We start from the raw sequence: 1,241 nt of genomic DNA, 5'->3' as shown, positions 1-1,241 counted from the left end.
AGATCAATACTGTGCCATCGGTGAGTCTATCTGAATCTCAATTAGCCGATGGCTCAGCGCCAAACGGTAGTGCGGTGCAAGCGACGGGCACAATCAGTTATACCGAAGGCAGCGACAACCTAAGTCATTTCCGCCTTGAACCAAGTGAGTTCAATACTGACGGCTCGCTCAAGTCGAATGGGCTAGTAGTAGAGCTTCGAGAAGAGCCTACAGATTCTGGGCAATATATCGGCTTTACCACGGCAGCGAATGGCGCGGAGACAACGGTCTTTACCCTTGATTTTAATAGTGCCGATTACACTTTCACACTGATTGAAGCGATCGACCATGCCAATGCCGAGGGCAACAACGATCTGAGCTTTGCGCTGCCCGTGTATATGGTTGACACTGACGGTGATAACTCCGCTAAAGCCGATTTGGATATCACCATTACTGACGATGTCCAGCTAATGCAAAACAGCAGTTGGACTATTACGGAGCCGAATCAAGGCGAAAACCCAACCACCGCGACCTTCGATGTCATGCCTTCACACAGTGCCGATGGTGCCACTATCACCGAGTTTAAGTTTGGTGATAACCCAGCGCAACAGCTTGACCAGACTGTCACTGGTGAGCAGAAATTCGATTACCCAGAAGGCTCGCTCTATATCACTCTTGGTGGTGAGATGCGCTTTGAGCCTAATCGCGATCTGGACCATGAGAATGGTGATATCGTCAAAAACATCGTGGTGACGTCGGGCGATTTCGACAAAGACAGTGTCAGTGCAATGGTCACCTTAACCATTCAAGATGGCGACGATCCGGTGATTAACGCAGTGCCATCGGTGAGTCTATCTGAATCTCAACTAGCCGATGGCTCAGCGCCAAGCGGCAGTGCAGTCCAAGCCACGGGCACGATCAGTTATACCGAAGGCAGCGACAACTTAAGTCATTTCCGCCTTGAGCCAAGTGAGTTCAATACTGACGGCTCGCTCAAATCGAATGGGCTAGTGGTAGAGCTTCGAGAAGAGCCTGCAGATTCTGGACAATACATCGGCTTTACCACGGCGGCGAATGGCGCGGAGACAACGGTCTTTACCCTTGATTTTAATAGTGCCGATTACACTTTCACACTGATTGAAGCGATCGACCATGCCAATGCCGAGGGCAACAACGATCTCAGCTTTGCACTGCCAGTCTACATGGTCGACAGCGACGGCGATAACTCCGCCAAAGCCAATTTAGATATCACCATCACCGAC

Annotated in this window: 1 protein-coding gene; it reads left to right on the top strand. The window is 50.5% G+C overall.

What is annotated here, in order from left to right; all coding sequences use genetic code 11:
* Positions 1–1,241, top strand: a 1,241-nt coding sequence (locus OH458_RS21915) for a T1SS-143 repeat domain-containing protein (RefSeq protein WP_269979851.1), incomplete at both ends; no start/stop codon positions are given.

This window comes from Vibrio sp. MarTm2, from assembly GCF_027587055.1.
Classification (GTDB): domain Bacteria; phylum Pseudomonadota; class Gammaproteobacteria; order Enterobacterales; family Vibrionaceae; genus Vibrio; species Vibrio sinaloensis_D.
The sequence above is the reverse complement of the archived record's forward strand: the minus strand, read 5'-3'. Positions and strand labels throughout refer to the sequence as shown.